At 61.5% G+C, this 23,371-nt stretch carries 32 protein-coding genes; 18 read left to right on the forward strand and 14 right to left on the reverse strand.

Going from position 1 to position 23,371, the window contains the following annotated elements; all coding sequences use genetic code 11:
- Nucleotides 1-25: 25 nt before the first annotated feature.
- Nucleotides 26-541 (forward strand): MarR family winged helix-turn-helix transcriptional regulator, encoded by a 516-nt coding sequence (locus ABWI03_RS03170; RefSeq protein WP_095972017.1) that lies wholly within the window; start codon nucleotides 26-28, stop codon nucleotides 539-541.
- A 1-nt stretch (nucleotide 542) separates the two neighbouring features.
- On the opposite strand, the gene ABWI03_RS03175 is transcribed toward ABWI03_RS03170, so the two are convergent.
- A complete protein-coding gene (locus ABWI03_RS03175; RefSeq protein ID WP_019745591.1) occupies nucleotides 543-947 on the reverse strand; it encodes a PaaI family thioesterase in 405 nt (134 codons plus the stop codon).
- Nucleotides 948-1,068: 121 nt separating this feature from the next.
- Between ABWI03_RS03175 and ABWI03_RS03180 the strand changes: the two genes are divergently transcribed.
- On the forward strand, nucleotides 1,069-1,509 hold the full coding sequence (locus ABWI03_RS03180; RefSeq protein ID WP_124569077.1) for a winged helix-turn-helix transcriptional regulator: 441 nt from the start codon (nucleotides 1,069-1,071) through the stop codon (nucleotides 1,507-1,509).
- 2 nt (nucleotides 1,510-1,511) lie between these two features.
- Here the strand turns inward: ABWI03_RS03180 and ABWI03_RS03185 are convergent, their stop codons facing one another.
- The 4 genes from ABWI03_RS03185 to ABWI03_RS03200 all read right to left on the reverse strand — a co-directional run bounded on the left by ABWI03_RS03185 (nucleotide 1,512) and on the right by ABWI03_RS03200 (nucleotide 3,609).
- Nucleotides 1,512-1,967: a PPOX class F420-dependent oxidoreductase gene (locus tag ABWI03_RS03185; RefSeq protein ID WP_030536493.1), complete on the reverse strand. Its 456-nt coding sequence runs from the start codon at nucleotides 1,965-1,967 to the stop codon at nucleotides 1,512-1,514.
- A 33-nt stretch (nucleotides 1,968-2,000) separates the two neighbouring features.
- Entirely contained in the window at nucleotides 2,001-2,510 is a 510-nt protein-coding gene (locus ABWI03_RS03190) for a hypothetical protein (protein WP_298776962.1), read from the reverse strand.
- 70 nt (nucleotides 2,511-2,580) lie between these two features.
- Complete coding sequence (locus tag ABWI03_RS03195) at nucleotides 2,581-3,396, reverse strand: DUF72 domain-containing protein (RefSeq protein WP_298776960.1); 816 nt, start codon at nucleotides 3,394-3,396, stop codon at nucleotides 2,581-2,583.
- Nucleotides 3,397-3,426: 30 nt separating this feature from the next.
- Nucleotides 3,427-3,609 (reverse strand): hypothetical protein, encoded by a 183-nt coding sequence (locus ABWI03_RS03200; protein WP_095972013.1) that lies wholly within the window; start codon nucleotides 3,607-3,609, stop codon nucleotides 3,427-3,429.
- A gap of 81 nt (nucleotides 3,610-3,690) precedes the next feature.
- Between ABWI03_RS03200 and ABWI03_RS03205 the strand changes: the two genes are divergently transcribed.
- The 5 genes from ABWI03_RS03205 (at nucleotide 3,691) to ABWI03_RS03225 (ending at nucleotide 7,514) form a co-directional block, all read left to right on the forward strand.
- Entirely contained in the window at nucleotides 3,691-4,011 is a 321-nt protein-coding gene (locus ABWI03_RS03205; protein ID WP_095972012.1) for a GYD domain-containing protein, read from the forward strand.
- A gap of 44 nt (nucleotides 4,012-4,055) precedes the next feature.
- Nucleotides 4,056-4,904 (forward strand): LLM class F420-dependent oxidoreductase, encoded by an 849-nt coding sequence (locus ABWI03_RS03210; protein ID WP_172436651.1) that lies wholly within the window; start codon nucleotides 4,056-4,058, stop codon nucleotides 4,902-4,904.
- A 74-nt stretch (nucleotides 4,905-4,978) separates the two neighbouring features.
- Nucleotides 4,979-5,728 (forward strand): SDR family oxidoreductase, encoded by a 750-nt coding sequence (locus ABWI03_RS03215; RefSeq protein WP_298776958.1) that lies wholly within the window; start codon nucleotides 4,979-4,981, stop codon nucleotides 5,726-5,728.
- A gap of 62 nt (nucleotides 5,729-5,790) precedes the next feature.
- Nucleotides 5,791-6,255 carry an RrF2 family transcriptional regulator gene (locus ABWI03_RS03220; RefSeq protein ID WP_296552658.1) on the forward strand — a complete coding sequence of 155 codons (465 nt, stop codon included), beginning with the start codon at nucleotides 5,791-5,793 and terminating at the stop codon, nucleotides 6,253-6,255.
- Nucleotides 6,256-6,371: 116 nt separating this feature from the next.
- Complete coding sequence (locus tag ABWI03_RS03225) at nucleotides 6,372-7,514, forward strand: GGDEF domain-containing protein (RefSeq protein ID WP_298776956.1); 1,143 nt, start codon at nucleotides 6,372-6,374, stop codon at nucleotides 7,512-7,514.
- A 26-nt stretch (nucleotides 7,515-7,540) separates the two neighbouring features.
- Here the strand turns inward: ABWI03_RS03225 and ABWI03_RS03230 are convergent, their stop codons facing one another.
- Nucleotides 7,541-8,425: a helix-turn-helix transcriptional regulator gene (locus ABWI03_RS03230; RefSeq protein ID WP_007729733.1), complete on the reverse strand. Its 885-nt coding sequence runs from the start codon at nucleotides 8,423-8,425 to the stop codon at nucleotides 7,541-7,543.
- A 167-nt stretch (nucleotides 8,426-8,592) separates the two neighbouring features.
- On the opposite strand from ABWI03_RS03230, the gene ABWI03_RS03235 reads away from it, so the two are divergent.
- The 4 genes from ABWI03_RS03235 to ABWI03_RS03250 are packed head-to-tail and all read left to right on the forward strand — an operon-like array spanning nucleotide 8,593 to nucleotide 11,738.
- Nucleotides 8,593-9,630, forward strand: coding sequence for a zinc-dependent alcohol dehydrogenase family protein (locus tag ABWI03_RS03235; protein ID WP_235170441.1), 1,038 nt, complete (start codon nucleotides 8,593-8,595; stop codon nucleotides 9,628-9,630).
- Between the two features lie 42 nt (nucleotides 9,631-9,672).
- Nucleotides 9,673-11,145, forward strand: a complete 1,473-nt coding sequence (locus ABWI03_RS03240; RefSeq protein WP_298776953.1) for an MFS transporter — start codon at nucleotides 9,673-9,675, stop codon at nucleotides 11,143-11,145.
- Entirely contained in the window at nucleotides 11,120-11,284 is a 165-nt protein-coding gene (locus tag ABWI03_RS03245) for a DUF2255 family protein (RefSeq protein ID WP_298776952.1), read from the forward strand. Before ABWI03_RS03240 ends, ABWI03_RS03245 begins: the two co-directional genes overlap by 26 nt.
- A gap of 40 nt (nucleotides 11,285-11,324) precedes the next feature.
- Complete coding sequence (locus ABWI03_RS03250; RefSeq protein ID WP_296552662.1) at nucleotides 11,325-11,738, forward strand: (R)-mandelonitrile lyase; 414 nt, start codon at nucleotides 11,325-11,327, stop codon at nucleotides 11,736-11,738.
- Between the two features lie 13 nt (nucleotides 11,739-11,751).
- Here ABWI03_RS03250 and lexA read toward each other — a convergent pair whose 3' ends face one another.
- Complete coding sequence (gene lexA / locus ABWI03_RS03255) at nucleotides 11,752-12,441, reverse strand: transcriptional repressor LexA (protein WP_298777738.1); 690 nt, start codon at nucleotides 12,439-12,441, stop codon at nucleotides 11,752-11,754.
- 77 nt (nucleotides 12,442-12,518) lie between these two features.
- Between lexA and ABWI03_RS03260 the strand changes: the two genes are divergently transcribed.
- Entirely contained in the window at nucleotides 12,519-12,989 is a 471-nt protein-coding gene (locus ABWI03_RS03260) for a hypothetical protein (RefSeq protein ID WP_298776951.1), read from the forward strand.
- Between the two features lie 83 nt (nucleotides 12,990-13,072).
- Here ABWI03_RS03260 and ABWI03_RS03265 read toward each other — a convergent pair whose 3' ends face one another.
- Complete coding sequence (locus ABWI03_RS03265; protein ID WP_298776950.1) at nucleotides 13,073-14,572, reverse strand: flavin-containing monooxygenase; 1,500 nt, start codon at nucleotides 14,570-14,572, stop codon at nucleotides 13,073-13,075.
- A 506-nt stretch (nucleotides 14,573-15,078) separates the two neighbouring features.
- Here ABWI03_RS03265 and ABWI03_RS03270 point away from each other — a divergent pair.
- Together ABWI03_RS03270 and ABWI03_RS03275 are read left to right on the forward strand one after the other, a co-directional pair.
- Nucleotides 15,079-15,738: a LuxR C-terminal-related transcriptional regulator gene (locus ABWI03_RS03270; protein WP_298776948.1), complete on the forward strand. Its 660-nt coding sequence runs from the start codon at nucleotides 15,079-15,081 to the stop codon at nucleotides 15,736-15,738.
- Between the two features lie 168 nt (nucleotides 15,739-15,906).
- A complete protein-coding gene (locus tag ABWI03_RS03275; RefSeq protein WP_298776947.1) occupies nucleotides 15,907-16,794 on the forward strand; it encodes a ScbA/BarX family gamma-butyrolactone biosynthesis protein in 888 nt (295 codons plus the stop codon).
- Nucleotides 16,795-16,832: 38 nt separating this feature from the next.
- Here the strand turns inward: ABWI03_RS03275 and ABWI03_RS03280 are convergent, their stop codons facing one another.
- Nucleotides 16,833-17,477: a ScbR family autoregulator-binding transcription factor gene (locus ABWI03_RS03280; RefSeq protein ID WP_019745609.1), complete on the reverse strand. Its 645-nt coding sequence runs from the start codon at nucleotides 17,475-17,477 to the stop codon at nucleotides 16,833-16,835.
- An 86-nt stretch (nucleotides 17,478-17,563) separates the two neighbouring features.
- Between ABWI03_RS03280 and ABWI03_RS03285 the strand changes: the two genes are divergently transcribed.
- Nucleotides 17,564-18,406, forward strand: a complete 843-nt coding sequence (locus tag ABWI03_RS03285; RefSeq protein ID WP_298776946.1) for an NAD-dependent epimerase/dehydratase family protein — start codon at nucleotides 17,564-17,566, stop codon at nucleotides 18,404-18,406.
- Between the two features lie 218 nt (nucleotides 18,407-18,624).
- Here the strand turns inward: ABWI03_RS03285 and ABWI03_RS03290 are convergent, their stop codons facing one another.
- Nucleotides 18,625-19,131, reverse strand: a complete 507-nt coding sequence (locus ABWI03_RS03290; RefSeq protein ID WP_200317062.1) for a hypothetical protein — start codon at nucleotides 19,129-19,131, stop codon at nucleotides 18,625-18,627.
- Nucleotides 19,132-19,348: 217 nt separating this feature from the next.
- Nucleotides 19,349-20,005, reverse strand: a complete 657-nt coding sequence (locus tag ABWI03_RS03295) for an alpha-ketoglutarate-dependent dioxygenase AlkB family protein (RefSeq protein WP_095972113.1) — start codon at nucleotides 20,003-20,005, stop codon at nucleotides 19,349-19,351.
- A 94-nt stretch (nucleotides 20,006-20,099) separates the two neighbouring features.
- Between ABWI03_RS03295 and ABWI03_RS03300 the strand changes: the two genes are divergently transcribed.
- The 3 genes from ABWI03_RS03300 to ABWI03_RS03310 are packed head-to-tail and all read left to right on the forward strand — an operon-like array spanning nucleotide 20,100 to nucleotide 21,398.
- Nucleotides 20,100-20,444, forward strand: coding sequence for an ArsR/SmtB family transcription factor (locus ABWI03_RS03300; protein ID WP_029256427.1), 345 nt, complete (start codon nucleotides 20,100-20,102; stop codon nucleotides 20,442-20,444).
- A 2-nt stretch (nucleotides 20,445-20,446) separates the two neighbouring features.
- Nucleotides 20,447-20,929 (forward strand): SRPBCC family protein, encoded by a 483-nt coding sequence (locus ABWI03_RS03305; protein WP_095971994.1) that lies wholly within the window; start codon nucleotides 20,447-20,449, stop codon nucleotides 20,927-20,929.
- Between the two features lie 40 nt (nucleotides 20,930-20,969).
- A complete protein-coding gene (locus ABWI03_RS03310; protein ID WP_298776942.1) occupies nucleotides 20,970-21,398 on the forward strand; it encodes a VOC family protein in 429 nt (142 codons plus the stop codon).
- Here the strand turns inward: ABWI03_RS03310 and ABWI03_RS03315 are convergent.
- Genes ABWI03_RS03315 through ABWI03_RS03325 form a run of 3 tightly spaced genes read right to left on the reverse strand, consistent with a single transcriptional unit; the run spans nucleotide 21,361 to nucleotide 23,362 of the window.
- A complete protein-coding gene (locus ABWI03_RS03315; RefSeq protein WP_235172359.1) occupies nucleotides 21,361-21,654 on the reverse strand; it encodes an Ada metal-binding domain-containing protein in 294 nt (97 codons plus the stop codon). The two genes, ABWI03_RS03310 and ABWI03_RS03315, sit on opposite strands and share 38 nt — an antisense overlap.
- Nucleotides 21,644-22,363: a 2OG-Fe(II) oxygenase gene (locus ABWI03_RS03320; RefSeq protein WP_124569575.1), complete on the reverse strand. Its 720-nt coding sequence runs from the start codon at nucleotides 22,361-22,363 to the stop codon at nucleotides 21,644-21,646. The genes ABWI03_RS03315 and ABWI03_RS03320 overlap by 11 nt, the downstream gene beginning before the upstream one ends.
- A 21-nt stretch (nucleotides 22,364-22,384) precedes the next feature.
- Nucleotides 22,385-23,362, reverse strand: coding sequence for an ABC transporter substrate-binding protein (locus ABWI03_RS03325; protein WP_298776940.1), 978 nt, complete (start codon nucleotides 23,360-23,362; stop codon nucleotides 22,385-22,387).
- Nucleotides 23,363-23,371: the final 9 nt, after the last annotated feature.

Genomic DNA, 23,371 nt, shown 5'->3' on the forward strand with positions numbered 1-23,371 from the left:
TGAATTCTGTCGCTAAGATGGGTCCATGGGCGTGGCAAACAGATCCGAAGACGACTTCATCGACAGAGTCCGTCGCGAATGGAAGCGCGCCTACCCCGACTTCGACACCGCCCCCGTCGAGGTGATGGGCCGGATCGCCCGCATCAACGCGCAGTCTCTTCACCAACTCGACCGCGCACTGGCGTCCAGCGGGGTCTCTCGCGCCGAATTCGACGTGATGAGCGCGCTCGCTCGCAGCGACCGTCCCCTGCGGGCGAGCGAAGTCACCGCCGTCACGATGGTCAGCGGCGCCGCCACCACAAAACATGCGGATCGCCTGGCCAAACTGGGCTACGTCGAGCGTCAGCGTTTCGAACACGACGGGCGAGTGGTTCTGCTTCAACTCACCGATGCCGGCCGAGCCTTGGTCGAGGCAGAGTTTCCCCGACGCGTCGAGCGAGACCGTCAAGTACTGACCGGACTCGACGAGGACGAACGTGCCCAGTTGACGGCACTGCTCAAAAGAATCTCGCTCAACATCGACTCGGGAATCTGGGACTGACCTACTTCGGCAGCGGTACGTTCTGCAAGCGCACCTGACCGCGCGCGACCTCTTTGCCCGATTCCGGATCGGTGATGACCACCGACCACAACTGCTGAACGCGGCCCTGCTGTATCGGCACAGCCACGACGTCCACGCGCCCACCCGTACGGGCCCGCAGGAAATCCGTTCCGTTGTGCACTCCGACGGCGAATTCGCCGCGATCTGCCACTGCAGTGCTGGCTCCGATGCTCGCGGCCGACTCGACAGCAGTCGTGTAAACGCCGCCGTGGACTACACCCCACGGCGTGTGATGCGCCTCGGACAGATCGATGTGCCCGACGACCTTCGTGCCGGAGACCTCGTCCAGTTGCAATCCGGCAGCGCTGACAAATCCGCTTGCTGCCTCGAGATTCAATTCCGTCATGACGACCCCTCATCTGCTCCGTTGGATTTCTCGACCCACCTTCCGCCCTCGAATACATGCCGTCAAGTGCTAAGTTGGAATTCCCAACCAACATTTTCGACAAACAGGGGACCCAGAGACGATGGCGACAAGAGGACGCAACTGCTCCATCGCCAACGCCTTGGAGGTCGTCGGCGAGAAATGGTCACTTCTGGTGCTCAGAGAAATCGTCCTCGGGCGACGACGGTTCGACGAGATCGCCGCGGGCACGGGCGTCAGCCGTGACATCCTCGCCGCGCGTCTGCGGACCCTTGTCGACGCCGACGTCCTCACGAAGCGTCGCTACGAAGACCATCCACCGCGCTACGAATACGTCGCCACCGAATCAGGGAAGGCGCTTTACCCGATCCTGATGGCACTCATGGAATGGGGAGACACCTTTGCGACGACGGGTCCGCCGCCAACCGTCGTCGAACATCGTTGCGGTGAGATCCTGCACGCCCAAGTTGTGTGTGCACACTGCCAAGAACCGCTGGCCGCCAGAGACGCGCACGTAGTCGAACTCTCGCCGCCTGCTCGATAGCGTCAGCGTCCGGGCGGAAACCCGCCTGTTGCGATCGGACCCCACGAGTCGACGGTGACGCGGATCAGGCTCTTGCCCTGCTTGCGCATGGCTTCGCGGTACTCGTCCCAGTCGGGATGATCACCGGCGATGGATCGGTAGTAGTCGACCAGCGGTTCCACCGAGTCCGGAAGGTCGATCAACTCCGCAGTTCCGTTCACCTGGACGTACGGCCCGTTCCACTCGTCGGAGTGGATACACAGAGACACCGCCGGCGTGCGGCGGACATTCGCCGCCTTGGCCCGTTCCGGGTACGTCGAGATGACGATCCGCCCCTCGTCGTCGACTCCACACGTCACCGGAGAGATCTGCAGCTCGCCCGATTTCTTCACCGTCACGAATGTGGCCCGATGGCGCGGCCTGACGAATTCGAGGAGTTCTGCAAACGACACACGATCTGCGCTGGCGATCTTGGACATGACCTCAGCCTAATTCGATTTACGAGCTGACGCTCAGGGCATCTCGATGGTCTGAGCACGCGCGATTTCGTCGATTGCACGAATGATGTACGCGCTCTGAGCCTTCTTCACTCCGGTCGACAAGCTCCCGATGACCAGAACCGCCGAACGCAGGTACGCGCCGTGCCCGATGCGGAACGAATCGTCCTCCAGATCCGAAATCCCGAGCGCCCCGGTGTAGACCGCAGCGAGCGCCTGCACGTCCAGATCCGGCAGCCACACGATCGTGGACTTGGCGCAGGCAGTCAGCGCATCCTGCACGTCCTCACTGGACAAGCCGTCGGGATGCGTGTCCTCGAGCAATTCGCGCACAATCGCCGCGTGAACCGAACTGACCTGCTCGAAAGAGAGCCCGCGCAGTTCTTCGACGGCATCGCGCAGTCCGTCACGATTTGCCGCCCGCACCGCGGCGAGTGCGTCGGCTGTGGCGTCGGCGATGTCACGGGCCACCTTCGGCCAATGCGTCGGCCAGCTCTGCTCGGGCGTCCGCTGTTCTGACGTCATCGTGATGTCTCCTCGGTCTTCGCGTTCACGCGGAAGCCTGCCACAGCCCACCGACAGGCGAGACGATCCTTCAGCGCAACCGATCCAACAGAGACATTGCGTTATGCGGCGCAAAGCCTTTCATGTCGTTGTCGAAGTAGACGTACACGTCGAGGCCCTCGTCCGCCCAGGCCTGAAAGCGCTTGGACCACTTGCCCAGAGCTTCGTCGGTGTACCCACTCGCATACAACTCTTTGTCCCCGTGCATCCGCACGTAGACGAAGTCGGTAGTCGGAGTGGTGATGCGGGGGTACCTGCCGGCGGTGTCAGCGACGACGAAACCGATGGAGTGCTCGCGCATCAGGTCGACGGCTTCGTCGGTTTCGAAACTGGCGTGCCGCGCCTCCACGGCGTAACGAATCGGCGCGTCCCTCTCCGTCTGGGCGAACACTCTGTCGTCGGTGAGCTTGTCGTCGTGCTGAGCTGCCAGATCGGCTGCAGCCTGCGTGGTGCGGGGAAGACCGTCGAAGAAGTCGACCATCCGCTGCGGTTCGAACTGCAGCGTCGGAGGTAGTTGCCACAGAATCGGCCCGAGCTTGGGTCCGAGGGCGAGTGTCCCGGCGGCGAAGAAGTTGGCGAGTCCGTCACGGGCGTCGAGCAGCCGTTTCATATGCGTGATGTACCGGCCGCCCTTGATCGCGAACACGAAATTTTCGGGAGTTTCACTGCGCCATTTGGTGTAGCTTTCCGGCTTCTGCAGCGCGTAGAACGAGCCGTTGATCTCGATCGACGTCAATCTCTCTGCGGCATAAGACAATTCTTTGCGGTGAGCAAGACCTTTCGGATAGAAATCTCCGCGCCACGCGGGATACGTCCACCCGGAGATACCTACCCGAATATCTGCCATCGCCTCAGACTAAGCGGCAGTCGAGAGTTTTTACACTCCCGCGCTGAGCGCCACGGATACCGGTACGACGGTCAGGCACACCACCGCGGCGACGAACAACGCGATCACGAGGCGACGGTCCCACTTTCCGCGTGCACCACTGGCAGCCAGCATGAAGATCACAAAACCTACACACACGGACACGATAGTCACGATCACCGGAGTTCCAACCATGCCGTGATTGTCCCCTACCCATTGCCACCGAGCGCCCTACGGGTACACGATCGAAGTACCCATCCCGAGCTAGGAGTGGAAATGCCGAAATACCTCTGGCAAGTGACGTACTCACCCTCCGGCGCCGCCGGCCTACAGCAGGAGGGAGGCACTGCACGGCGCGACGCGATAGCCCGAATGGTCGAAAGCATCGGCGGCACAGTCGAATCCTGCCACTTCGCACTGGGCGGTCACGACATGTTCGTGATCGGCAACCTGCCGGACGATGTCGCAGCCGCCGCATTGAGCATCCGCACAGCTGCAGCAGGTGCAGCACGCTCGGAGTCGATCACACTACTCACGCCGGAGCAGATCGACGAGGCAGTCAAGCGACCGACCGACTACCGAGCGCCGGGCAAATGACGGCGGAAGGAATAGATCCCGGCAGCGGCCGAGTTGCACCCGCTGTGACGGAGACTACGCAAACACCTGACCTGGGCACCTACGGAATCTGGCGCGGAGCGGCTGGTTTGCCGCCCGAGCTGGGAACAGCGATCGAGAAACTCGGTTTCGGCACCATCTGGATCGGCGGCTCACCGCGGGCCGATCTACGAATCGCCGAGAAACTTCTCGACGCGACCGAGCACATCACCGTGGCGACAGGAATCGTCAACATCTGGTCCTCGCCTGCGGCTGAGGTGGCGGAGTCCTATCACCGACTCGAAGCCGCACATCCGGGGCGATTCCTCCTCGGTGTTGGTGTCGGACATCCGGAGGCGACCGGCGACTACACCAAGCCGTACGCCTCGCTGGTGTCGTACCTCGACGAACTCGACGCGGCCCAGGTCCCGGAATCACGGCGCGTCCTCGCCGCACTGGGACCGAAGGTGTTGAAACTGTCCGCAGATCGCGCCGCCGGCGCGCATCCGTACCTGACCACCCCCGAACACACGGCCGAAGCTCGCGAAATCCTCGGACCCTCGAAGATCCTGGCCCCTGAGCACAAGGTTGTTCTGGAAACCGATCCGGAGAAGGCCAGAGCAATCGGTCGCCCCGCCGTCGCCAATCCGTATCTGTACCTACGCAACTACACGAGCAATCTCGAGCGCCTCGGTTTTGCACCCGAAGAGTTGGCGAACGAGGGAAACGATCGCGTCATCGACGCTCTGGTTGCGCGCGGTACCGCGAAGTCCATCGCGGATCGGCTACGCGAGCATGTCGCGGCGGGCGCCGATCACGTTGCGATCCAAGCACTTCCCGCCGAGGGTGATCCACTCGCGACCTACGAGGCACTGGCCGCCGAACTTTTCGGCTGACGGGCAACCCTTGACTTGGATAAGTCATGTCCGAGTATACTTGGACACGACTTATCCAAGTAAAGGAGAAAATCATGAAAATCGTCATTTTCGGAAGCGGACTCATCGGAAGCCAGGTCGCCGCCAGGCTCGCTGATGCCGGGCACGACGTGAAGGCACTCGGTCGCGGCGACGGGATCGACATCACCACCGGCGCAGGTATCGCCGAGGCAGTCGAGGGGGCCGACGTCGTCGTGGATCTGACCAATTCCCCTTCGTGGTCGGACGAAGACGTCTTGGCCTTCTTCCGTGACGGAACCAGCCATATCCTCGCTGCGGAAGAGAAGGCGGGAGTCGGTCACCACGTCATCCTGTCCATCGTCGGCGCCGATCGACTTCCCGATTCCGGGTACATGCGAGCCAAGGTCGCCCAGGAAGACCTGGTCAAGGCCGGCCCGACCCCCTACACGATCGTCCGCTCCACCCAATTCTTCGAGTTCGTCGCCGGAATCGCCGACGCCGGAACCACTGACGGCACGGTCCATGCGACGCCGGCACATCTGCAACCCATTGCGTCGCGGGACGTCGTTTCTCACGTCGCCGAGGTAGTGACCGGTGCGCCGCGTAACGGCACGGTCGAGATCGCCGGGCCCGAACCGCTGGGTATCGACGAACTGGTCCGGCGCCTGTTCCTCGTCACCGGCGACAAGCGTTCGGTGATCTCCGATCCCGAGGCCGGCTACTTCGGCGCGAAACTCGACAACTCGGCACTCACCCCGACACCCGGCGCCGATGCATGGATTGCGCCGACAACGTACGACGCGTGGCTTGCCGAGAAGGCCTGACATCGACTGCTGAACCGATGTCCGACCCGCACCACTTTCCGCGGCGTCGATAGAGTCCAATCATGAAGCTTTCCGGAGGCGTGGAGTGGTCACTCCACTGCTGTGTGGTTCTCAGCCAGGCCGAGGGGCCGGTACCCACAGCCAGACTCGCCGAACTTCACGGGGTGTCGAAGACATACCTGGCGAAGCATCTGCGAGCGCTCGCGCACGCCGGTCTGGTCAATCCGACCGAGGGCCGTGACGGCGGGTACGTCCTCACCCGAACTCCCGAGAAGATCACCGTTCTCGACGTCGTGCAGGCCGTCGACGGCACCGAACCTGCTTTCCGGTGCACGGAGATTCGACAGCAAGGAATCCTCGCCGCCCCACCGGAACAGTGCCGTTCCGCCTGCGGAATTGCCAAAGTGATGGCCGACGCCGAAAAAGCCTGGCGCGCATCGCTGTCAGGGGTCACTATTGCAGATCTTGCTGCAACCCTGGATCTTCCGGCCCTCAGAAAGATCCTGACCGCGCCGATCACGCCCTAGCAGTCCTCACCTCACGAGACATCAATCCATCGTTCAACTATCGGGTACCTTGTTCGGGGATCAAATCTTGACGAAGAATCTTCCGGGAATTTTCGCAAGATCTCGGAGGGGGTTTCATGGGAGTCAGTGGCACTGCGGGGTTGGGGCAGAACATTCGTCAAACAACTGGACTGTTGAGTCGCTGGTGGTCTCTTGCCTACGACGGCGAATGGTTCCCGAGGTTCCTGGCTGCTCGATCGATGTTGGGGACAGCCAGGGTGGTCGTCACCTTTTGGTGTGCTGTGTTCGTGGCACTCGCCGTACTGGCTCAATTCGTGAAGGGCGGCGCAACCGAACTCCCTGAACGGCTCGCGGCGGGCACGGCATGCATGATCGCGCTGTACTGCATGGTTCGTTGGTCACTCGGACGGTCCTGGCCGAGCCACCGCCAATCCGTTCGATTCATTGCGCTCACCAACATCTGTTTGTCCTTGATACTGCTCGCCGGAATCCATGCGAGTTTCCTGGCATTGACCGGCGCCGTTCTGTTCGTGGTCGTCGCGAACTATTCGTCGGTATTCCACAGCCCCCGGATAGTCACTGCACAGATCATCGGCGCGCTGTTCGTCGTTGCCCTACTGACAATTCGAGCTGTAACCGATCCGGATACCGACTCTTCGCTGTCGGTGTCCACCGGATTCGTCATCGGGTGTGTCATCGCCTCAGCCGCGATGACCGTGCATTTCCTCGTCTTGTACTTGACCGACGATGCACGACACTCTTGGCGCGATCCACTCACCGCTGCTCTGAACCGACGTGGGCTGCACAACGTCTGGCAACAGCTGTTCGGTGTCGGCGAACTCCAGGGACACGTTGTTCTCGCGGTGGTGATCGACGTCGATTCGTTCAAGAGCGTCAACGACAAACTCGGTCACGCAGAAGGTGATCGAATACTGGTGACAGTGGGCCGACGACTGAACTCGGCCGTCGGAGAGACCGGACTGGTCGCGCGGACCGGCGGTGACGAGTTCGTGATTCTCATGCCTGTCGAGCCACGTCGCATCGAACAAACCGTGGTCGACATCCACAACTCGATCTCGAAGCCTGCCGGCAGACAGACGATCTCGGTGAGTGTCGGAGCCAGCGTGTGGCTGTCCTCGACAATCCCGGACGCGTCCGGAACCATCGATCGAATACTTGCCGACGCCGACAACGCGATGTATCGAGCCAAGCGACGAGGTGGAGACCAAGTAGCCTGGGCGGTAACGCATCTGAGCTGAATCGGCACGTTTACTGCCGATCGAAATCAGAGCGCCGCTTCGCTGTCGTTCGCCGGATCCAACTGATCCTGGGTTGCCGCCCAACTCGCCAGGAGTTTGAGTGCATCAGCCGTGGGCGTCCCGGGCGCGGCGGTGTAGACCAGCAGTGTCAGACCGGGATTGGACGGCAGTTCCATCGCCTCGAAGTTCAGCTCCAGGTCGCCGACGACGGGGTGACGAACCTTCTTGAAACCCGTCCGATGAAAGCGCACATTGTGTTTCGCCCACCGGGTACGGAATACCTCACTCCGAGTGGCAAGTTCACCGATGAGCTCGGTCAGCGCCTTGTCGTGGGGGTTGCGCCCCGCTTCCGAGCGGAGCATCGCGGCGATGTCGTCTGCCGCGCGCTCCCAATCTACGAAGAAGTCCTGCGACGCCGGGTCCAGGTACACGAAGCGGGCGTTGTTCGCCGGCCTACGCGGATCAGCCAAGACTGGCGAATACAACGCGCGCGCCATGCGATTGGCCGCCAGCATGTCGTGCCTGGCATTGCGTACCCACGCCGGCGCGTCCGTGATGGCGTCGAGTATCTGCTGAATCGCCGGGCTCACGCCCTTGGGGGCGGGCCGCTTTCTACTCGGCGCGCCTGCACTGGCGGCTTTCGCGAGGTCGTACAAATGGGCAGTTTCGGCTTCGTCGAGTTGCAATGCTCGGGAAAGGCTTTCGAGCACCGAGTCCGATGCTCCCGCCAGATTTCCGCGTTCCATGCGCACGTAGTAGTCGATGCTCACACCGGCGAGCAGAGCGACTTCCTCACGGCGCAACCCCTTGACGCGGCGGTTTCCGCCGTAGGCCGGCAGCCCTGCCTGCTCGGGTGTGATGCGAGCACGACGGGAGCTGAGGAATTCGCGAATCTCGGCTCGGTTGTCCATGCAGTTCACGTTACTCGAGCGGCGATGGCCGAGGGAGGTACTGCCGTTACCTGGAACAACAGACACTCCCGCGCCCGCGAGGCGCGGCGTTGACTGATTGCAGTCGACCGGTTCACGCAGAAACGTCGACTTCTACGCACGCGACACCAGAAGCAAGAGGGGACACCATGCGAGCAACCATCATGTACGGCGCCGGAGACGTTCGAGTCGAGACCGTGCCCGATCCGGTACTGCAGCAGCCGACGGACGCGATCGTGCGGGTCGTCAGGGCCTGCGTTTGCGGCTCTGACCTGCACCCTTACCACAACATGCCGGCGACGCCCGGTGGTTCCCCGATGGGCCACGAATTCGTCGGAGTAGTGGAAGAGACCGGTCGCGAGGTGTCCACGTTGAAGAACGGCGACTTCGTCATCGCCCCCTTCGCCTGGTCGGACGGAACATGCGACTTCTGCCGCGAAGGCTTGCAGACCTCCTGCCGACACGGCGGATTCTGGGCCGGAAACGGGATCGGAGGCGGTCAGGCGGAGGCCATCCGAGTGCCGTTGGCAGACGGCACCCTGGTCAAGGCGCCGGTCGGTGAGGATTCCGAACTCCTGCCATCACTGCTGACGCTCTCCGACGTCTTCGGCACCGGCTATCACGCGGCGGTCAAGGGTGGCGTCAACGAACGCACGACGGTCACAGTTATCGGCGATGGAGCAGTGGGGCTGATGGCCGTACTCTCCGCCAAACGCCTCGGTGCCGAGCGCATCATCCTGATGGGGCGCCACAAGGCCCGTACGGACCTCGGTGTCGATTTCGGAGCCACCGATGTAGTTACCGAACGTGGTGACGAGGGCGTCGAGAAGGTCCGCGAACTGACCGGCGGCGACGGCACTCACGTCGTCCTCGAAGCGGTAGGCCACATGCCTGCCTACGAGCAGTCGCTCGGAGTTGTCCGACCGGGCGGCGTCATCAGCCGAGTCGGAGTACCCCAATACGAAGAAGCTCCAATCGGTTTCGGGTCGCTCTTCGGACCGAACATCACGCTCACCGGTGGACCGGCCCCGGTGCGCGCGTACATCGAGGAGCTGATGCCGGATGTACTCGACGGAAAGATCGAGCCGGGCAAGGTCTTCGACCGCACCGTCGGGCTCGACGACGTTGCGGAAGGCTACCGCGCCATGGATTCCCGTGAATCGTTGAAGGTCCTCGTCCGCCCGTAATCCACCATTTGCGAAGGTCCACCACTTGCGAAGAAGAAGCGCGTGACCCACACTGCCACCCGTCCCGTTGCCGGTCGCATCAATTCCACCGCGATCTTGGCGATCATTCTGATCAGCTATTTCATGATCCTGCTCGACAATTCGATCATCTTCACCGGGCTGCCCAGCATCCAAAGCAGCATGGGTTACTCGGCAACCGGGCTGTCCTGGGTCCAGGACGCCTACACCCTGGTCTTCGGCGGGCTTCTCCTGCTGGGTGCTCGTCTCGGGGACATCTTCGGCCGTCGTCGCGTATTCGTGGCCGGTCTCGCAATTTTCGCGATTGCGTCGTTTCTCGTCGGGGTCGCGTCGAACGGTTGGTGGCTCATCGCAGCGCGCGCTCTCCAAGGCGTCGGAGCCGCAGTGGTGGCCCCGGCGTCGCTGTCACTGCTGACGGCCAGCTTTCCGCCCGGCCCGGGGCGAACGCGTGCTGTTGCCTGGTACGGCGCTGCGGCGGGAATAGGCGCCAGCCTCGGACTCGTGATCGGCGGCGCCCTTGCCGACTGGGTGTCCTGGCGCGCGGGCTTTTTCATCAACGTTCCGATCGGAATCGCGATGATCGTGCTCGCTCCCCGGTTCATTCCGGAAACCCAGCCGAGCACCGGACGTTTCGATGTGGCCGGTGCTGTTCTCGCGACACTCGGCATGACCATGCTCGTCTTCGGCATCGTCAACTCGGCCGACGCGGGGTGGACCTCACCGATCACTGTTTCGACACTGGCGGCTGGGGCGATACTACTGATCCTGCTCTTCCTCAACGAAGCGAGAGCGGAGCAGCCGATCATGCCACTGCGGTTGTTCCGTAGCCGGGAGCGATCCGGCGCTTATGCCGCCCGAATACTCTATCTGGGTGCCATGATCGGATTCTTCTACTTCACGACTCAGCTACTCCAAGGCGTCATGGGCTTCAGCGCGTTCCAAGCAGGCATCGCGTTCTTCCCGATGACGATCGTCAATTTTGCTGTGGCGATGCTTATTCCGCGACTGACACCGCGATTCGGAAATTCCACAATTCTGTCGGTTGGCATTGCCGTCACCCTAACCGGGATGGCGTGGCTCAGTCTGGTCCATCCCGGCAGCACGTACCTCACGGCGATAGCACTTCCGATGATCTTGATCGGCGCCGGTCAGGGGTTGGCTTTCGCCCCACTGACTTCTGCCGGGATCTCCGGGGTAAAGGCCGAGGATGCCGGTGCCGCATCAGGATTGGTCAACACTGCACACCAACTGGGCAGCGCTCTCGGACTCGGCGTACTCGTCGCGGTCTCGTCAGGAGCCGGATCCTCTGCCGACGACGCTGCAACGGCACTCACCGATCACGTGTCCACGGCTCTCACTGCAGGAACCGCCCTGCTCGCCGCTTGTCTCGTCATCGCCCTCGCACTGATCGTCCCGTCCACGAGAACGCGAAGTCCCACAAAGCAATTCGAACCGAGGAATGGAATTCGAGATGGCGCACTCGTGGACCGAGGCTGAACTGACCAAGATCGGCGGTGCCGAGGAATTGCAGATCTCCTCTAACCGCCGCGACGGCACCGCAAGGCCGTACGTCGCGATTTGGGTCGTCCGTGCCGACAACCAACTGTACGTGCGCTCGGCCTACGGATTCCGCTGACGCAGAACTGAACCGGCCCTTTCGATTCCGAGGAGACCTCATGGAAATCTTGAAGCCCCAGCCCACCAGCAAGGCACCCGGCGACTGGTTCACCGGCGACGTCTGGTGGGACGTCATCTATGCCGGCCAGGAGCCGTCGAGGATGCGCGCCAACATGGTTCGCTTTGCACCGTGTGCGCGAACCGACTGGCATTCCCACTCCCTCGGACAGACCCTTCACATCGTCTCCGGGACCGCGCTGGTTCAAGCTCGCGGCGGCGAGATCGTCGAACTACACCCGGGTGAGACCGTCTATACCCCGGCGGGAGAGGAACACTGGCACGGCGCAGCACCCGACCGTTTCATGAGCCACCTTGCACTGTGGGAAGGACCCGGCGACGGAAGCACCGAAACGACATGGGGCGACAAAGTCACCGATGAGGAATACAACGGTCCCCGCGCCAATCGCCGCTGAGACCGGACACCCCTCAGATACGTCGCATCACGGAAACGACCTTGCCCAGGATGGCCGCGCGATCGCCGTCGATGACGCTGTATGCGGGATTGCGGGGTTCGAGGTACACGTGACCGTCGCGGCGCCGGAGCACCTTCACGGTGGCCTCGCCGTCGATCATCGCGGCGACGATCTCGCCGGAGTGGGCCTCGTCCTGACGGCGCACCACGACGACGTCTCCGTCGCAGATAGCTGCGTCGACCATCGATTCACCACGCACCCGAAGCCCGAATACCGTGCCGGAACCGACGAGCTCGCGAGGAAGCGCCAGCACCTCGTCGGTGTGCTCCTCCGCGAGGATCGGCGCGCCGGCGGCAATGTCACCGACCACCGGAACCGTCACGGTGTTCGACGACGACGGTTCCTTCGCGCCTGCGAGGAACGGCCGCACGTCCAACTGCCGAGCCATGGCTGCTCCCCTACGGAGGAAGCCCTTCTCTTCGAGACTCTTGAGGTGCTTGGACACCGTCGACGTCGAGCGCAGACCAACCGCGTCTCCGATCTGCCGCGTGCTCGGCGTGCACCCGTTGGCAGCCACGAGATCCCGGATGGTCATCAGAATCTGCTGCTGGCGGAGCGGCAGGGAGGAGGCGTCGAGGCCACCGAACATGTCGAGATCGTCGTAATCGGTCACGACGAGAATCGTAGTGATGGGTCCCGACATCCAGGCCTGGCGGCCGGAGTCTGCCAGAAACGGCACAAGCAGTTTGTTTATCGTGCAGCACATGGCACGCTGGGTTGATGGAGCCCCTCGAACCGATGCGCCCGGTGAGCGTCACCGAGGACACTCATACCTCGACGCCGATCTGGAAGTCGGCGCCGGTCACTCTGGGAACGGTGGGCGTATTTGCCTACGCCTTGATGTCCACGAGAACCGGCGTCGTCGAAGTTGCACTTGGCGCGGTGATCGCGATCGCCGGCGCCGCCCTCTACTTCATTTCAGTAATGCGCACGATCAGAGAAAACTCGGACAGCCGCGTACCCCTGCTCGGAACCCCACCCGTCTCGCCCCGTGACGTCGACCTGCTCGCCGGGGCCGGGATGCCCTTGATCATGGGCGGATCGTTGCTGGCCATACGAGCAGCGGGATGGACCTGGCCCTACCTCTACCTCGGACTGCTGGCCGTGATCATGGTCGCTGCCTATGTTCTGCCCGTCGTGATGCACAACCGACGATTGCGGAAGCGAACTCACCGATCACGAACCCCGTGACGCGATCGGGTGCGCCGACGCAACATCGCCAGCCCATTCGCCGACGTTCGAGTGGTGCGACCGGCTCGCCTCAGTGAAGTCGGCTAGGCACTGACAACCTTGCTGACAGGTTCGACCGGAATGTCGACCTTGCTGAACTGCAGCACACCGTCTTCGATCTCGGCGTCGTGCATCAGCTTGCGGTCGCGGTAGTAATTGTTGACCACTTTCCACGCACCGCGGGCACCCTGACGCGGCATTTCTCCGTCGCCGCGCTGGATGTAGCCCGAGGTCAGAGCTCCGCCCATGAGAGATTCTTCGGCGAAGTCCTCGGGTTCGGCGTGAACCTCGAAAGTCGTGTAGTCGCGCTTACGCATGATCTTGAGCACGCGACACAGATAGGACGCGGCCAGATCGGCCTTGAGCGTCCAGGATGCGTTGGTGTATCCGAGGATCATCAGGAAGTTCGGGATGTCGGAGTAGAGAACACTCTTGTAGGCGACTGTCTCGTTGAGCTTGACCGGCTCGCCGTCGATGCTCATGGTCGCACCGCCCAGGATCTGTACGTTCAAGCCCGTCGCCGAGACGATGATGTCGGCCTCGAGTTCGCGGCCCGACTCGGTCACGATGCCCTTCTCGGTGAACGTGGCGATACGGTCCGTGACGATGTCGGCCTTGCCGCTCTTGAGCACCTTGAACAGGTCCCCGTTGGGAACCACGCACAGGCGCTGATCCCACGGGTTGTAGTTGGGGGTGAAGTGACGCAGGTCCACGTTCTTGCCGAGTTGCAAGCGGATCTGGGTGAGGAACAGCTTCTTCGCCAGCTTCGGATTGGTACGTGAGAGCTGAAAGCTGGCGCGTTGCAGTGCGATATTGCGGGCACGACCGATCTTGTAAGCAATCTGGTCGGGAACGCGTGCGAGCTTGAGACCCTTGGCAACAGGGTCCTCGGACGGTAGCGCCTGGATCCACGTGGGCGATCGCTGCAGCATGGTGACGTGGCCGGCCGTGGGAGCCATCGACGGGATCAGTGTGATCGCGGTGGCACCGGACCCGATCACCACTACCTTCTTGCCGCTGTAATCGAGATCTTCCGGCCAGTGCTGCGGGTGCACGATCTGACCGCGGAAATCGTCCTCACCGGGGAAGGCGGGGCGGTAACCCTTGTCGTAGTTGTAGTAACCACAGGCGCCGACGAGGACGTTCGCGGTCCACGTCTCGGTCGCACCCGTCGCCTCGATCAAGACGGTCACGGTCCACTGAGCCCTCGCGCGATCGAAGTCCATGGCCACGACCTTGCGGCCGAAGTTGATGTGGTCGGTGACGCCGTATTCCTTCGCGGTTTCCTCGACGTAGTCACGAATACTGGCGCCGTCCGCGAGCACCTTGGTGCCGATCCACGGGCGGAAACCGAATCCGAAGGTGAGCATGTCGGAGTCCGAACGGATGCCGGGGTACTTGAACAGGTCCCAGGTGCCACCGATGTTCTCGCGGCGCTCGAGGATCGCGTAAGTGCTTCCGGTCTGCTCACGAATGAGGTGGCAAGCCGCGCCGATTCCGGACAAGCCAGCGCCGATGATCAGTACGTCGACATGCTGTGTCATGAGGAAACTCGTTTCGTAGGTCGTCGCGAAGCTACATCTGGCGTCGGCAGTGGCCGAGAATCATCAACCGGTCCAGGCCGGATTCCCTAAGGTCAGCGCCAATCAACAGGGTATGTGCAACCGACGGTAACAGTCAATATCTCGACCAGGCTCGAGACAGAACGTCACGAATGGCGGCGCGCCTGCCGCATGGCAATTCGATCGAGACGGCTGAACGCCTCACGCCACCGAGGTGTCGTTCACACCGCCGACGAAATGCCCGACGGCTCGCCTACTCGAGATAGCCATCCCCAAACATTCATCGCTCCAACATAATTCGATAACCAAACGTGCGAGCTTCTCCAGGCGGACGGGCAACTGAGATATTGCCGTTACCCTCGTGCGCATCAGATGGAGAGGTCACTGCGACCGCTGGCGCACTGACGAGACCACTCTGAAACCAACGGTGTTGGTTTCGCGGCAACGAGAACAGAGCGTATTGGGCCTCCACCGGCGGTGTAGTCCCTATGACACACTCCAGCACAGTCACCGTGTACACCACTCGTCGCGATCGAGGATTCGCCCATGCAATCGCTGCCGGAATCAGCGACAGGGCTGATTCCGGGCCACACACCGCAGACATGAGTCTGTTGGAGAACCACACCAGCGAGCACGGTAGAGCGCTTGTTCTTCTACCACTCGGGGGCGTCGATTGGCAGGTGAAGGAGCTCTCCGCGCTCGAAGGATCGGTCCTGATCGGCGATCTCAGTGGCGGCCACTCCCTGATTCGGGGGCTCGCGGCGGGCGCCCGCACGGCGCTCAACTCGCAACTACCGTTCGCATCGCTGCTCGATGAGCTGCAGGCCGCGCTCAACCCCACCTCTGCTCAGCCTGCGCACGACACTTCCTCTCTCGTACAACGCATCCGGTTGCGCGCCGAAGAATTCGCACGAATCAGCAGTCTCACCGATCGCGAATTCGAAATCATGGGACTTCTCTACGGCGGTTCCAATGTCGACTCGATTGCTCGAACCGCCCACATTGCACCGACCACGGTTCGCGCCCACATCCGAAGCATCTTGCAGAAGCTGGGGGTGCACTCCCAGCTGGAGGCCTGCGGGATGCTCCGCCGCTCTGGTCACGACACACGCAGATACCCGTTGGAGCTTCGGATCGGACGCTTCTAGCAGGAAGCACCCATAGACACACTCGTTGAGATGGGTGCTCACTCTGATCGAACTCGACCTTCGCAAAGATCGTCAATTTTGACGATTCGACGACGTGCCCGGACGTCGAATATTAGGTCCTACACGACGCCGAAGACACGAGTGAACATCGAAAGGTGCATTCAATCAATGGAATACACACGCACAGTGCCGCGACATCTCGTCCACAGACATGCGGTTGCCGAGGTTTTCCTGACGGACTACCGGATCGAATCGAACTCGGCGTACCAGGTTGCTGTGCAACTCCCGCTCTCGCACCGAATATTCGACGCATCGAGCGAGCAACACGATCCGCTCGGGGTGGCAGAAGCATTCCGGCAGGCAGTGGTGCTTCTGTGCCACACCCGATACGACATTCCACTGCACTACAAGTTCCTCATGGAAACATTCAGCTTCGAGATGTTGGATGCGCTCGACGTGCAACCAGTCGCGGAGCCGTTGAGTTTCTCGATGACAGTGGACAACCTCACCCATCGCGACGGAGCGGTCTCGGGCGTCGAAATGACGGGGGTCCTCCGAGGGGGCGCCCGGCACGTCGCCGGATGCAAAGCTGTTGCGCGAGGAGTCAGCCCCGAGGGATACCGTCGAATTCGGCAAGGACGAGAAGACTACCGCCCGAGTCGGCGCATCCTTCCCACCGGAACCGCGGTGGTCGGTTCGGAGCGGGTCGGACGTTTAACCGATGGAGATGTGCTCATCAGCACTGATGCTGCTGGGCACACGATGTTCTGCACTCCCGATCCGCGCAACCACTCCCTTTTCGACCACCCCGTCGACCACATCCCGGGAATGATTCTTTTCGAGGCCGCTCGACAGGCGGTGCGGTACCGCACCGGCGCCCCAGCAACACGTATCGCCTCACTCTCGGCGACCTTTCCGAGGTTCACCGAATGGGAAACGGCGTGCGAGGTGTCAACGACTCCACTCGACGCGTCAGGCCGTGTGCACCGAGTTCGGTTCACTCAAGAACTGGAAACGACTGCGGAACTTGAACTTACAGTTGCGGACCAACCATGACAGGACACGGACACGCCCTTCTCGTAGCGTCGTTTACGTCAAACGCTCGGAGGTTCCCACTCTCTCGGTGCAAGCGCGGCCAGTTGCATGACATGCGCCAACTTGTCCTCGCGGACAATCGTGGGCAACACCAAGTTCCACATCTGACTCAACCGCTCGTACAGATCGGTTCTGCCCGTCAGCATTTCCGAGAGAATCTGCACTCCGGTGAACGACCCCACGACGAATCGAGCCAACGCGTCGATGTCGGTGCCCGGGACGATATCGCCGGCTTCCGCCGCTTGGGTTGCCACCTGCTTGATGGCCTCGATCCAATCGAGGTACGGCTGTTCGATGGGACCTTGAATACTGCCGATCTCCATCGTCAACCGCATGCCACCTCGCGCGATGGGCTCCGTCACAAGCTGCCGAGCCATCTCCTGCGAAACGAGCACAAGGGTTTCGACCGCAATGTCGGAATGCGCAGCAACCCGTCGGGTCCCCTCCATCGCCATACCGTGCTGCGCTGCGATGACCGCGTGCGCAAGCTCCTCCTTCGACGCGAAATGAAAATACATCGCGCCCTTGGACACACCCCCGTGTTGCAAGATCGTGCCCAGACTGGCGGAGTACCCGAACTTCTCAAAACTCTTCGCAGCACCCAAAATGACAGCCTGGCGCGTGAGGACCGCACGCTCCTGCATGATCTACCCAGCTCTCGTTGCCGACGGAATGAATCTCAACGATACGTCGAAAGACCCGGCAGCAACGCTCCCGACACGGACACACCGTGACGACTCTGGTCCTCGGGGCCACGGGTTTCATCGGCTCGGCGGTGATGAACCAGCTGGTTTCCCGGGACGGAAACGCTGCGATCGGTTTCGTTCGCACGGACGGCGCGGCCAAACAACTCAGCCGCAACGGAATTGCCGCCACTATCGGCGACATCAACGAAAGCGCCTCTCTACGAGTTGCAATGAGCCAGGCGTCGACCGTCATCTGCTGCGTGTCGTACGTGGGCGACGACGAACAACAGTGTGTTCACGTCAACGAACACGGCATACGTAACGTTGCGTCGATCGCCACCGCCGTCGGCGTCGAACGGCTGCTCTACGTCAGCACCGCCGCGGTGTACGGGCCAGGCCCGTTTCGAGACCTGCCGGTCAACGGCGCACCTCTCAAACCCCTCTCACCTGCCAGTCGCACACGCGCTCTCGCCGAGAAGTTCGTGCGCGACGCCGGCGGCCTCGTCGTCCGGCCCCATCTCGTGTACGGACCCGGCGACAGATGGTTTCTGCCGACACTGACGCGAATTGTCTCTCGACTCGACTCGATCATCGACGACGGCAACGCGGTACTGTCAGTAGTCGACGTAGACCTACTCGCCCGATCTATCCACGAGCTGTCGATAGAACACCAATTTCGCTACGGCTCAACACTTCACGTCAACGAGCCTGCCCCACGGACAGTCATCGACCTTCTCGAGCATCATGCGCGGGAGACCAATTGGACTCTGCCCCAAAGCTCTATCCCCCGCGCCGACGCAGTGAAAGCTGCTGCCCAGCTGGGTCTCGACATGCACAAGATAGACATGATCAGTCTCGATCACTGGTTTCGGTCGAGACTGTACTGATGACACAAAGGTTGCTCTCGCCAAAACAACTGCCTCCCAGACTTTTCAGTTCTCATTCGGGATCATCCTGCGCAATGAGCAGGACCTATTGCGCTGTCACTACAGACGAACGGTGCGAGCTCTGATGGATGAAAACAATGACTGCACAATGACGGCAGTGGTCGCGCCCGACACCGATTCTCTCGGGCAGATGGCGATCCACAGTTCCACTAACGGTGTCAGCTCCCGAAGTTCATGTCAGGGGTTGATGTGGGCGCACCAGCGCTGGGCAGTGAGACCACCCAGGATGCTTGTTGCACCGCGTACGTGGTGTACGGGAACATCGCCAGGTAGGGCTCGAGTCCTGGGTAGTCCGATACCCACATGCTCGTCGGTTCATCGACGCTGCCGCAAGACGCCAGGACGACGTAGGAGCCTTCCGGGATATCGTTGATCGTCTGAACTGTTGTGCCGGTGGGAATCACGCCGCTCTCGTAGATCGTCTGTCCTGGACCGATCGTCACTTCGATCGGTGGCAGCACTCCGCCGGGCGCGTTCCCGAGCGAGGTGCTGCATTGCAGAGCTCCACCCGAATTATTGGTGATGGTGTTGCTCACGGTCGAGCCGGAAGCACTGTAAGCGAAGGTGACGTCGGCAGCTGTGGAAGCTGAGGCCAGTGAGGGAGCAGCCATTGCCAACGGAAGAGCTGCAGCACCGACGAGGGCCGCTCGCGTGATCGAATGCATCGAATCTCCTTCTCGTTCAGCATGAAAGGTCGTCAGTTGATCTTGACATGAAACGAGACCAATTGGACGGATTAAACGAAGATTGATGTCTAACCTAACGACCACAGTTGATGGCAATCTCAGAATGACCTGGAATGTCGACAAATTGAATACCCGTTTCTTCTTCGAGAACTGCCCACCGATCCTCCCATTCGCGAGGCCGAAATCAACCTGAAACTCAGGACATTCCGGTATCCCGCAGGGTGATGTTCAGCCGCCCGGACGGCAAACCGATGTCGGGGCTTGCACTTCCGGCGATAACTTTCGGCACTCCGTGATACGCGAACCGAGACTCTCCACCGAACACGAACAGATCACCCGAATGGAGTTCGACGTCGCTGTACGGCTTGTTTCGATTCTCGGAATTACCGAACCGAAAGACACAACTCTGGCCGACGCTCAGTGAGACGACGGGAGCGTCGCAACGCTCGTCCTTGTCCTGGTGCATACCCATCCGAGCGCCCTCCTCGTAGAAATTGATCAGGGCAGTGTCCGGCGTGTACCTCTCCCCCGCAGTCGGGTCACCGTAGGCAGAGGCGACTGCGGTGCGGCCGAGGTCGACGAGCCAGTCAGGTACCGCTGCAACGGGCGCGCCGTTCACGTCGTCGGCGGTGCGGGTGTATTTGTACGGCTGCCAATGCCAACCGAGACAGACCGTCTGCACCGACATCTTGTGCCCACCAGGGACAACAGCCGAACGCATCGGAACAGGGGCGGTCGCCCACCGTCGGCACTCAGCCACCAATCTGCGCTGTTGTTCGATGCTGAGCCAATCCGGAACGAGAATCGCCCCCGGTGCCACCTCCATGCGTGGCCGAGGAATCAGAGCGTTCATGAATTCCACGCTAATCGGTTTCGAAGCATTGACACCCTCCGCATGGGCTCGTATCGTAATCAATAGATTGGTTGATAAAGGAGATGGTTGACAAGTGATCGTGGATCCAGGGGCAGACGAGCGTCTCGACAAGGCGTTCATGGCACTCGCCGACCCGGTACGACGGCGGATCATCGCCCGTCTGAGCACCGGCCCCCACACGGTCAACGAGTTGGCCGAGCCATTCGAGATCACCAAACAGGCAGTCTCCAAACATATTCAGGTACTCGAAGCCGCGGGTCTGGTCACTCGCAGCCGCGAAGCCCAGCGGCGGCCGGTACATCTCAACGCCGCAACTCTCGAGGCTTTGACCGCCTGGATCGACCGCTATCGACTGATCCACGAACAACAGTTCCGCAAGCTCGATCACCTACTCAGCACCACACAGAAGGAGACTTAGCCATGGCTACCACCAATCCCGTCACCATCACGGCTCCTGAGGGCGTGCCGTACATCGACATCACCCGTGAGTTCGACGCACCCGTCAGTGCCGTCTTCGCAGCTCATTCGAATCCCGAACTGGTCAAGCAGTGGCTCGGCCCCAACGGATACGAGATGGAGATCGACGAATACGAGTTCGTCAGCGGCGGTCGATACAAGTACGTCCATCGCAACCCCGAGGGCGAAGAGTTCCGGTTCAACGGTGTGTTTCACGTTGTTCGCGAAAACGACTTTGCCATCCAGACCTTCGAATACGAGGGATTCCCCGACATCGTCAGCATCGAATCGATCACGTTCGAGGATCTGGGTAACGGACGCACCCGCCTCTCCGGTCATTCCGTATATCCGAGCCTCGAAGCGCGAGACGGAATGATCGAGAGCAATATGGAGCTCGGTGTCACCGAAGGTTACGAACGCCTGGACAAGATCGTCGCGCAACTCTGACCACCTGTTTGCCCGAACCTCCCCAGCGAAAGGCAGTTTCATGGACTGGACCCTCGAAGTAGTCATCGTCCCCGTCAGTGACCTCGACCGCTCCATCGAGTTCTATCGTGACAAGGTCGGTTTCGATCTCGACCACCACACCGTCAACGAACACATGACGGTCGCCCAGCTCACTCCGCGTGGTTCGGGCTGCTCGATCGTCATCGGCAACCTGCCGTCGCAAACCGAGATGGCCCCTGGTTCGTTGAAGGGATTGCAGTTGGTCGTGGCCGACGCTGCAACGGCTCGCCAAGAGCTCATCGACCGCGGCGTCGATGCCAGTGAGGTCACCGTCTTCGACGAGCGTGACGGGGGCACCTTCTTCGGATTCGCCGACCCGGACGGCAATACCCGGGCTGTCCAGCAGCTGAAGGTCCGCGGCGACAAGCCGCTCATTCCGAAGGAGTACCGCGACCGCTTCGGTGCGTAGTGGCTGCCTTCCATGCTGCGTAACCTTCGGGCATGCAGACGGCGCAGGGGCGATAGCCGGCCGCAATCGCGGTCGGCTCGTCTGCGAAGAACACCCGACTGGCGAGGTACCCACCGCGTGCGATTGCCTGCGCAGCCCCTCGACAGTCGAGCCGCCCGTAGATCTTCGTTTTCCGATGCCCACCAAGCGCACCGGGCGTCGAACTCTCGTAGGGTTTGTTGCGAGCGTCGCGAAGAATGTACGTCTTACTCGGCATCATGAAGCACCAATCCCAATGTTCGACGCGTGCCGGAGTGCACCACGCTGACACCATGCCGCACAGGTGCTCTCGACCACCCACGCGAACTCTGAACCGGCCGATCCCGCGTGGTGAAGATCAACGCGTGCCCCTGTTCGAGCACCGTCACCGTCGCTTTCGACTGGGCGCGCGGCCGCTGTTCCACGAGCAAGAACTCGCCGCCGGAGTGGTCGATGCGAGGTCTGTCGAGTCCGATCACGATTTGCAAGGGAAATACCAACTCTCCGTACAGGTCCCGATGCAGAGCATTCCAGTCGCCGGGTCCGTAGGACAGAAGAATCGGGGTCGGCCGATTCTGGCCGGCGTCGTGGCACTGATCGATCCATTCTTCGAAAGTGTCCGGCCACGGCGCACTGTCCCCCAGTTCGAACGCCCACTCCCGCGCCACGGGCAGCAGGTGCCGGTAGAAGGCCGCTCGCATAGCCGTGATCGGCTCCGGTACGGGATCACCGAAGTACCGGTACTCCCCCTGGCCGAAGCGGTATCGAGCCATGTCGACGGTGCTCCGAAAGCGGTCGACCTCCGAGTACCAGGAAGCGATTTCGCGACACTCCGACTCGTCGAGTATCGGCGCCGCCTGTGCACACCCACTGGCGTTGATTCCCTCGATCAGCGCAGGCCAATCGAGGGAATCAACTCGAGCAGGCAGATCGGTGAAGAGGTCCATACGTCGTAGACGACGCGGCGGTCAGGAATGTGAGAATGCCAGCAGTTGGTCAGCCAGAGAGTTGTACGTACGGGCGATCCCGGCATAACTGAGCACGGGTTCCGGATTCCAGGTGCCGACCTTCCCTGCCTTCACCGCGGGCAAGTTGGACCACGCAGGATTGGTGCCGAGCGAATCCAGTTGCAAACTGGACGGGCGGTCGTCGAGGAAGATCATGTCGACCGGATAGTGGTCCGCCATCTCCCAGGCCAGTTTCTCGACGTAGACCGACGAGCCCTCGGCCGGATCGACGACGGCAAGGCCCAGACCCGTCAGATCAGCGAGGATCGGGAATCCCGAACGACTGACACGAATCGTGTCCGGATCTGCGGACACGAACAAAACCGGTGATTTCTTCAGGGAGGAAGCAACTTCGGAGATTCGCTCACGCGCAGCGCGGTAGTCCTCTCTCTGCGCCTCCAGATCCTGGTCCGCTCCGAGTTCCACGGCCAGTTGCACAATGTCCTGCACGATGGAATCGATGTTTCCTGTTGCTGTTTCCACGAAAAGTACTGACGACAAGCCTTTCACTGCATCCAAGTTCGCCTCGTCGAGTAATGCCGACCCGCGCAACTGAGGGACGATGACGACGTCCGGCTCGAGCGCAGCGATCTTCTCGAGTTCCACTTGTCCCCAGAGTTGCCCGACCATGTCGGTCTTCGAGAAATCCAAGTTGCCGGAGATGCTGGTGTCCGTCGATCCCAGAGATCGTGTCAGTGCCCCGAAAACACCGACCGGCACCAGTCCGTAATCCCACAGAGCACCGGCGATACCGGTGTAGGCGACAAATGTCCTTGGCGGTGAATCCAATTCGATCAGGTTTCCGCGATCATCGGTGAAGGACCAGCCTGCATCGCCTACACCCCCGTCGTCTGCACCCGAGCGCGAGCAACCGGCCACTGCCAGTGAGGCAGCCAATCCCGCTGCGGCGCCGAGGAACCTGCGGCGATTCCAGTCCATCACGAGACA

This window comes from Rhodococcus baikonurensis (assembly GCF_040489275.1).
GTDB classification, from domain to species: Bacteria; Actinomycetota; Actinomycetes; order Mycobacteriales; family Mycobacteriaceae; genus Rhodococcus_F; species Rhodococcus_F baikonurensis.